The sequence below is a fragment of the Streptomyces sp. WI03-4A genome (assembly GCF_033792105.1).
GTDB lineage: Bacteria > Actinomycetota > Actinomycetes > Streptomycetales > Streptomycetaceae > Streptomyces > Streptomyces collinus_A.
Genome location: NZ_JARAUO010000090.1, coordinates 1 through 5,847 on the forward strand (window position 1 = coordinate 1; position 5,847 = coordinate 5,847).

The window sequence follows — 5,847 nt, forward strand, 5'->3', positions numbered from 1 at the left end:
GGGCGGGCCGGGCGCCGCGCCCGCGTCCGCCGCGCCCGGCCCGGCCGATCCCGCGCTCGCGGAGGAGGTGCGCCAGGAGTTCCTCACCGCCTGGACCGCCTACCGGCGCCTGGCCTGGGGCCGCGACGAACTGCACCCGGTGAGCGGCACCGGCTCGGAGTTCTTCATCGACTCGGTGCCGCTGGGGCTGACCGTCGTGGAGTCGCTCGACACCCTGTTCCTGATGGAGCTGGACGGTGAACTCGACGCCGCCGTCTCCTGGATCGGTACCCGCCTCGACTTCGACCGCGACGCGAACATCCATGTGTTCGAGGCGATCATCCGGCTGGTCGGCGGTCTCCTCTCCGGCCACCACTGCACCGGCGACCCCGTCCTGCTGGCGAAGGCGCGCGATCTCGCGGACCGGCTGCTGCCCGCCTTCACGTCGTCGCCGACGGGGGCGCCGTACCGGTACGTCAACCTGCGCACCGGCGCGGTCAGCGGCAGCCAGGTGCCGCTCGCGGAGATCGGCAGCAACATCACCGAACTGGGCTGCCTGTCCCGGCTGACCGGCGACCGCAGATACCTCGACGCGGCGAAGAAGGCACTGCGGGCGCCGTACGAACGCCGTTCGGCGTTGGATCTCGTCGGTACGACGCTGAACGTGGAGACCGGTGTCTGGACCGACCCGACCGCCCGGGTGGACCCGCCCGTGGACTCCTACTTCGAATACCTGTGGGACGCCTACCAGTTCCTCGGCGACACCGAGATCCGCGGCTGGTACCGGACGCTGACCTCGGCCGTCCTGCGGCACCTCGGGGAGACCCGGGACGGGCGGCTGTGGTTCCGGTCCGCCGACATGCGCAGCGGGGCGACGACCGGGCTCGGCCAGTCCGAACTGGCCGCCTTCTACGCCGGGTTGCTCGGGCAGGGCGGTGACCTCGGGGCGGGCGAGTCGTACCACTCCTCGTGGGCGGCCGCCCTGACCCGGTTCCCGGTGCCACCCGAGACGATCGACCGCACGACGCTCGCGGCCACCAGCACGCAGTACCGGCTGCGCCCCGAGTACGCGGACTCCGCGCTGTTCCTGTGGCTGCTGACCGGCAAGGAGGTCTACCGGGAGCGCGCCCGGTGGCTGTGGGACGCACAGCGCGCCCACTGCAAGGTCGCGAACGGCTACACGATCGTGGCCGACCTGCGGACGACGCCCGTCACCCGGGGCGACCTCACGCCCGGCTACTGGTTCTCGGAGAACATGAAGTACTTCTACCTGCTCTGGTCGGGCACGCCACGCTTCGACTACACCACCAACTACCTCACCACCGAGGGCAATGTGCTGCGCGGCGCCGGACGTGTCCCCGCGCCCTCGCCGAGCGGGACCTTCCGGCTGCTCAACCGGGCCACCGGGCGGGCGATGGCGGTGCGCGGCGCCGCGACGGCGGACGGCGCCCCGGTCGTCGGCCTGGCCCCGGGGGCCGGCGCCGACCAGCGCTGGATCGTCACGACGTCGGGCGGACACACGAGGCTGACCAGCCTCCACAGCGGCAAGGTGCTGGAGGTGCCGCGCTCCTCCACCACCGACGGCACCGCCCTGCACCAGCGTGCGTACGACGGCACGCACACCCAGCAGTGGAGCGTCCAGCCGGCCGGCGACGGCTACCAGCGGCTCGTCAACCGCCGCAGCGGGAAGGCCCTGGACGTCGACGGCACCGCGGACGGCGCCGCCCTGGTGCAGCGGACGACCGGCGGCGCGGCCTCCCAGCAGTGGCGGCTGGTGGTGGGGTGAGGGGGTGACGGTGGAGTGAGGGGGTGAGGGCGGGGTGGGGTGCCGGGCGGCGGTGGGCGTCCCGGCGTGCGCGGGTGCGGGGGAACTCCCGTACGGCCGGGACACCCGCGGTTACGCTGGCGCGGTGACAGCGACGAGCGCGGCGACGATCGCGACGGGCGAGACCGATCCACCGCTGCGCGCCCTCCCCGAGCGCGCCGCCGCGCTGCTGGCCGGCGTCGACGCCCCGCCGCGTCTGGTGGCCCATCTGCGGGCGGTGCACGACGTGGCGGCCCGGCTGGTCGAGTGGGTACGACGGCGGTGCCCGGCACTGGAGTTGGACGCGGAGGCGGTGCTGTTCGGGGCCGCGACCCACGACATCGGCAAGGCCCTGTATCCGGCCGAGCTGTCCGGCCCCGGCGCCCGCCACGAGGAGGCGGGCCGGGAGCTGCTGCTCGGGCACGGCGTGGAAGCGCGCCTCGCCCGGTTCGCCGCGACGCACGCCTCCTGGACCGCCCCCGGCGCAGGCGCGGAGGACCTGCTGGTGAGCCTCGCCGACAAGGTCTGGAAGAACAAGCGCGTCTCGGAGCTGGAGGACCTGGTCGTCGCCCGGCTGGCCGGTGCCGACGGGCGGGCGGCCTGGGAGTGGTTCATGGAGCTGGACGAGGTGCTCACGGAGATCGGGGACGGCGCCGACCGCAGGCTGGCGTACCAGATGTCCCACCCGCTCACCCGGCAACGCCCCCGCGGCACGCGGGCGGAGCGGTGACGACGCCAAGGCTGTGATGACGCCGAAGCGGGGAGCGACCCGGACCGGACCGTTCGGGCCTACCAGGTCCGCCCTTCCCGCAGGAGCAGTTCGCGGACGCGGACCACGTCCGGGTTCTCGGAGGCGCCGGGCCGCTGGACGAGGAAGCCGGTGTTGATCGGCGCGTCCTCCGGCTCCAGCAGCGCCACCAGCGCACCGGACCGCAGCGGTTCCGCGCACAGGTAGCGGGGCAGGACGGAGAACCCCGCCCCGGCGACCACCGCCGCCAGCACCCCGCGCAGGTCGGGCACGGTGACGGCGGCGGTGCGCGACAGCCGCCGGCCGAAGACGTGCCGCCAGTAGCGGCGGGCGATGGGCAGGTCCTCGGCGTAGGTGATCAGCGGGACCGGCTGCAGGGCGGCCGGGCCCTCGGCGGGCAGCCGCCCTGCCAGCCGTTCGGCCCAGACCGGGGCGGCGACCAGCACGAACTCCTCGTCGCCGAGCGGCACGGCGTGGAGGGCGCGGCCGCGCGGGCGGGCGGTGGCGATCACCAGGTCGTGCCGGCCCGCCCGCAGTTCCTCCAGCAGCGGTTCGGTCAGGCCCGTGGCCACCCGCAGCCGTACGCCCTCCGCGACCAGCGGCGCGAGGGCGGGCAGCACCTGGGCGCACAGGAACTCGGCGGGCCCCGCGAGATGGACGGGCTCCGGGCGGGCGCCCTCCAGGGGGCCGGGGCCGGCCACGGCGGCCAGCTCGTCCAGGGGCGCGGCGATCCGGGCGGCCAGTTCGTCGGCCACCTGCGTCGGGGTGACCCCGCGCGGCAGCCGTTCGAACAGCTCCCGGCCGCTCAGCCGTTCCAGCGCGCGCATCTGTGTCGTCACCGTCGGCTGCGACAGGCCCAGCAGGCGGGCGGCGCCGGTGAAGGAACCGGAGCGGTAGACCGCGAGGAAGGTGCGCAGGAGGTTCAGGTCGAGCGAGGGGGTGTCCACACCGCCGAGTATTCCGCCCGCCGGGGCCGGAGCGACCCATAGGGGATCCAATGTCCGACATCCATGACTTCATTGGTTGCCTATGGGTCGGCACGCCTACGTTCTTTCCCGTAAGCCGCACGTTCCGGGAGAAGAAGACCCATGTCGAAGATCCTTTTTGTGTTGACCGGCGCCGACCGCCTGACCCTCGCCGACGGCTCCCAGCACCCCACCGGCTTCTGGGCGGAGGAGGCCGTGGTCCCCTACCGCGCTCTCAAGGCCGCCGGGCACGAGGTCGTCGTGGCCACGCCGGGCGGCGCGCTGCCCCCGGTCGACCGGGCGAGCCTCGCCGCCGAGGTCAACGGCGGCCAGGAGCGGGCGGACGAGATCGCGCGCGGCCTGGAGGAGATGACCGAGCTGCGGGAGCCGGTGAAGCTGGCGGAGGTCGACCTCGACGACTTCGCCGCGGTGTTCTACCCCGGCGGGCACGGGCCCATGGAGGACCTGGCCGTGGACGAGGACTCGGGACGGCTGCTGGTCACGGCCCTCGACTCCGGCAGGCCGCTGGCCGTGGTCTGCCACGGCCCGGCCGCGCTGCTCGCGGCGGTGCGCGCCGACGGCGCGAACGCCTTCGCCGGGCGTCCGGTGGCCGCCTTCACCAACGAGGAGGAGACCCAGGGCGGTCTCGCCCCGCGCGTCCGGTGGCTGCTCGAGGACCGGCTGACCGAGGCGGGCGTCGACGTCCGGACGGCCGCACCGTGGGCGCCGCACGTGGTCGTCGACGGCAACCTGATCACCGGCCAGAACCCGGCCTCCTCGGCGCCGGTGGCGCAGGAGCTGCTGAAGCGCCTGGGCTGATCCCGGGGCACCTCGGGGGCGGGTGACCGGCGTGCGCCGCGCGCGGAGAAAAATTGTCCGGCCGTCACCCGCAACCTCGCCCGGGGCCGGACGTCTGTCGGGGTGGAGGCCTCCACTTCCGACCGATGTCCGACCCGAGCGATCCGAAGGAACCCATGTCCGCACACCGTGTCCCCCGTCCTCGCCGCATACGACGGCTGCGCGCCGTCCTGGGGGTCTCCGCCGTCGGCGCCGCCCTGGCCGTCGCCGGCACCGTGACCGCCCAGGCGGTCCAGGGCGACGCGCACCCCGCGCCGCGCACCGGCCGCACGGCCACGCCGTCACCGGTGCCGTCCCCGGCACGGACCGCCACGCCGTCACCGGTGCCGTCCCCCGTGCGCACGGCCGCCCCGAAGCCCGTCCCCTCACCGACCCACCCGGGCGGCCCGAAGCCGAGTCCGGTACCGGCCACACCGCGGCCCGTCCCGAGCACGACGCTGCCCGCCACGGCCACGCCCTCGCCGGTCCCGTCCGTTCCCGGCCGGGCCACGGCGGCACCGGCGCCCGCACGGCCGCACGGCCACGGCCGCCCGACGGCGGCGCCGAGTCCGGTCCCCGCGCCCGGGCACGCCACGGCCGCACCGGTTCCGCAGCACCACTGAGGCATGCCGGTGTGCGGGGAGCCGCCCGGCGCGGCTCCCCGCACACCGGTGACGGGAGATCCATGACGACAGCGACACCACCGGCGACCCTGCCCTGGGACCGGGCCGCCGCCCCGGAGTCCGGCGCCCCACCGTGGCGCCGGTTGCGCCGCGCCCTGCGCCCCGTCCCGCTCGCCCGCGCCCTGCGCACCCGCGTCCTCGCGCGCGTGGGCGTCGGCACGGCCGCGGGACCGGCGTCCTCCGGCCGCGGCGACGGCGCCGCCGCACCGGCGCTCCGGGTGCCCGTGTCCCCGTCGGGCATCGAGGAGCTGTACCACCACCGCAGGCTGTCCCTGGTCCGGCTCGCGGTGCTGCTGGTCGACGACGTGCCCACGGCCGAGGACGTCGTACAGGACGCCTTCACCGCGCTGTTCCGCCGCCACGGCCACCGGCTCGGCGCGCTGGACGACCCCGAGGCGTACCTGCGGACCAGTGTCGTCAACGGGGCCCGCTCGGTGCTGCGACGGCGCCGTACCGTACGGGCGCACACCCCCGAGCCCGAGCAGCACGCGCCCGCGCCGGAGGAGGACGTGCTGCTCCACGAGGACCACCGGGAGGTCCTGACGGCCCTGCGGACGCTGACCGCGCGTCAGCGCGAGGTGCTGGTGCTGCGGTACTGGTCGCACCTGACCGAGGCCGAGATCGCGGCGACGCTCGGGCTGTCCCGGGGCACCGTCAAGTCCACGGCCAGCCGGGCCATCGACGCCCTGGGCCGACGTCTGGAGGGTCTGCGATGAGCACATCCGGCACCGGCACCGCGGCCGTCGAGGAGCGGCTGCGGGCCGCCCTGGCCGCGCGGGCGCAGTCCGTCGGCCCGGCCGATCTGCGGCCGCTGCGCCCGCCGGCCGCGAC

6 protein-coding genes are annotated in these 5,847 nt (G+C 75.5%); 5 read left to right on the forward strand and 1 reads right to left on the reverse strand.

Annotation, left to right across the window (positions count from 1 at the left end; translation table 11 throughout):
- Together PV343_RS40075 and PV343_RS40080 are read left to right on the forward strand one after the other, a co-directional pair.
- Nucleotides 1-1,765 (forward strand): glycoside hydrolase family 47 protein (locus tag PV343_RS40075; RefSeq protein WP_319151988.1); only part of this gene is annotated, 1,765 nt, incomplete at its 5' end.
- Nucleotides 1,766-1,889: 124 nt separating this feature from the next.
- Nucleotides 1,890-2,513 (forward strand): HD domain-containing protein, encoded by a 624-nt coding sequence (locus tag PV343_RS40080; RefSeq protein ID WP_319151989.1) that lies wholly within the window; start codon nucleotides 1,890-1,892, stop codon nucleotides 2,511-2,513.
- 59 nt (nucleotides 2,514-2,572) lie between these two features.
- Here PV343_RS40080 and PV343_RS40085 read toward each other — a convergent pair whose 3' ends face one another.
- The gene (locus PV343_RS40085; protein ID WP_319151990.1) at nucleotides 2,573-3,478 is read right to left on the reverse strand and encodes a LysR family transcriptional regulator; all 906 of its coding nucleotides are present in this window, start codon (nucleotides 3,476-3,478) and stop codon (nucleotides 2,573-2,575) included.
- Nucleotides 3,479-3,619: 141 nt separating this feature from the next.
- Between PV343_RS40085 and PV343_RS40090 the strand changes: the two genes are divergently transcribed.
- The 3 genes from PV343_RS40090 to PV343_RS40100 all read left to right on the forward strand — a co-directional run bounded on the left by PV343_RS40090 (nucleotide 3,620) and on the right by PV343_RS40100 (nucleotide 5,732).
- A complete protein-coding gene (locus PV343_RS40090) occupies nucleotides 3,620-4,315 on the forward strand; it encodes a type 1 glutamine amidotransferase domain-containing protein (RefSeq protein WP_319151991.1) in 696 nt (231 codons plus the stop codon).
- A gap of 155 nt (nucleotides 4,316-4,470) precedes the next feature.
- A complete protein-coding gene (locus tag PV343_RS40095) occupies nucleotides 4,471-4,956 on the forward strand; it encodes a hypothetical protein (protein WP_319151992.1) in 486 nt (161 codons plus the stop codon).
- Nucleotides 4,957-5,018: 62 nt separating this feature from the next.
- A complete protein-coding gene (locus PV343_RS40100) occupies nucleotides 5,019-5,732 on the forward strand; it encodes an RNA polymerase sigma factor (protein WP_319151993.1) in 714 nt (237 codons plus the stop codon).
- The last annotated feature ends 115 nt before the right edge of the window (nucleotides 5,733-5,847 follow it).

Bases quoted from the DNA above. Each gene is read 5' to 3' on its own strand.
- PV343_RS40090 (WP_319151991.1), top strand. From the start codon at position 3,620: ATGTCGAAGATCCTTTTTGTGTTGACCGGCGCCGACCGCCTGACCCTC.
- PV343_RS40095 (WP_319151992.1), top strand. From the start codon at position 4,471: ATGTCCGCACACCGTGTCCCCCGTCCTCGCCGCATACGACGGCTGCGC.
- PV343_RS40100 (WP_319151993.1), top strand. From the start codon at position 5,019: ATGACGACAGCGACACCACCGGCGACCCTGCCCTGGGACCGGGCCGCC.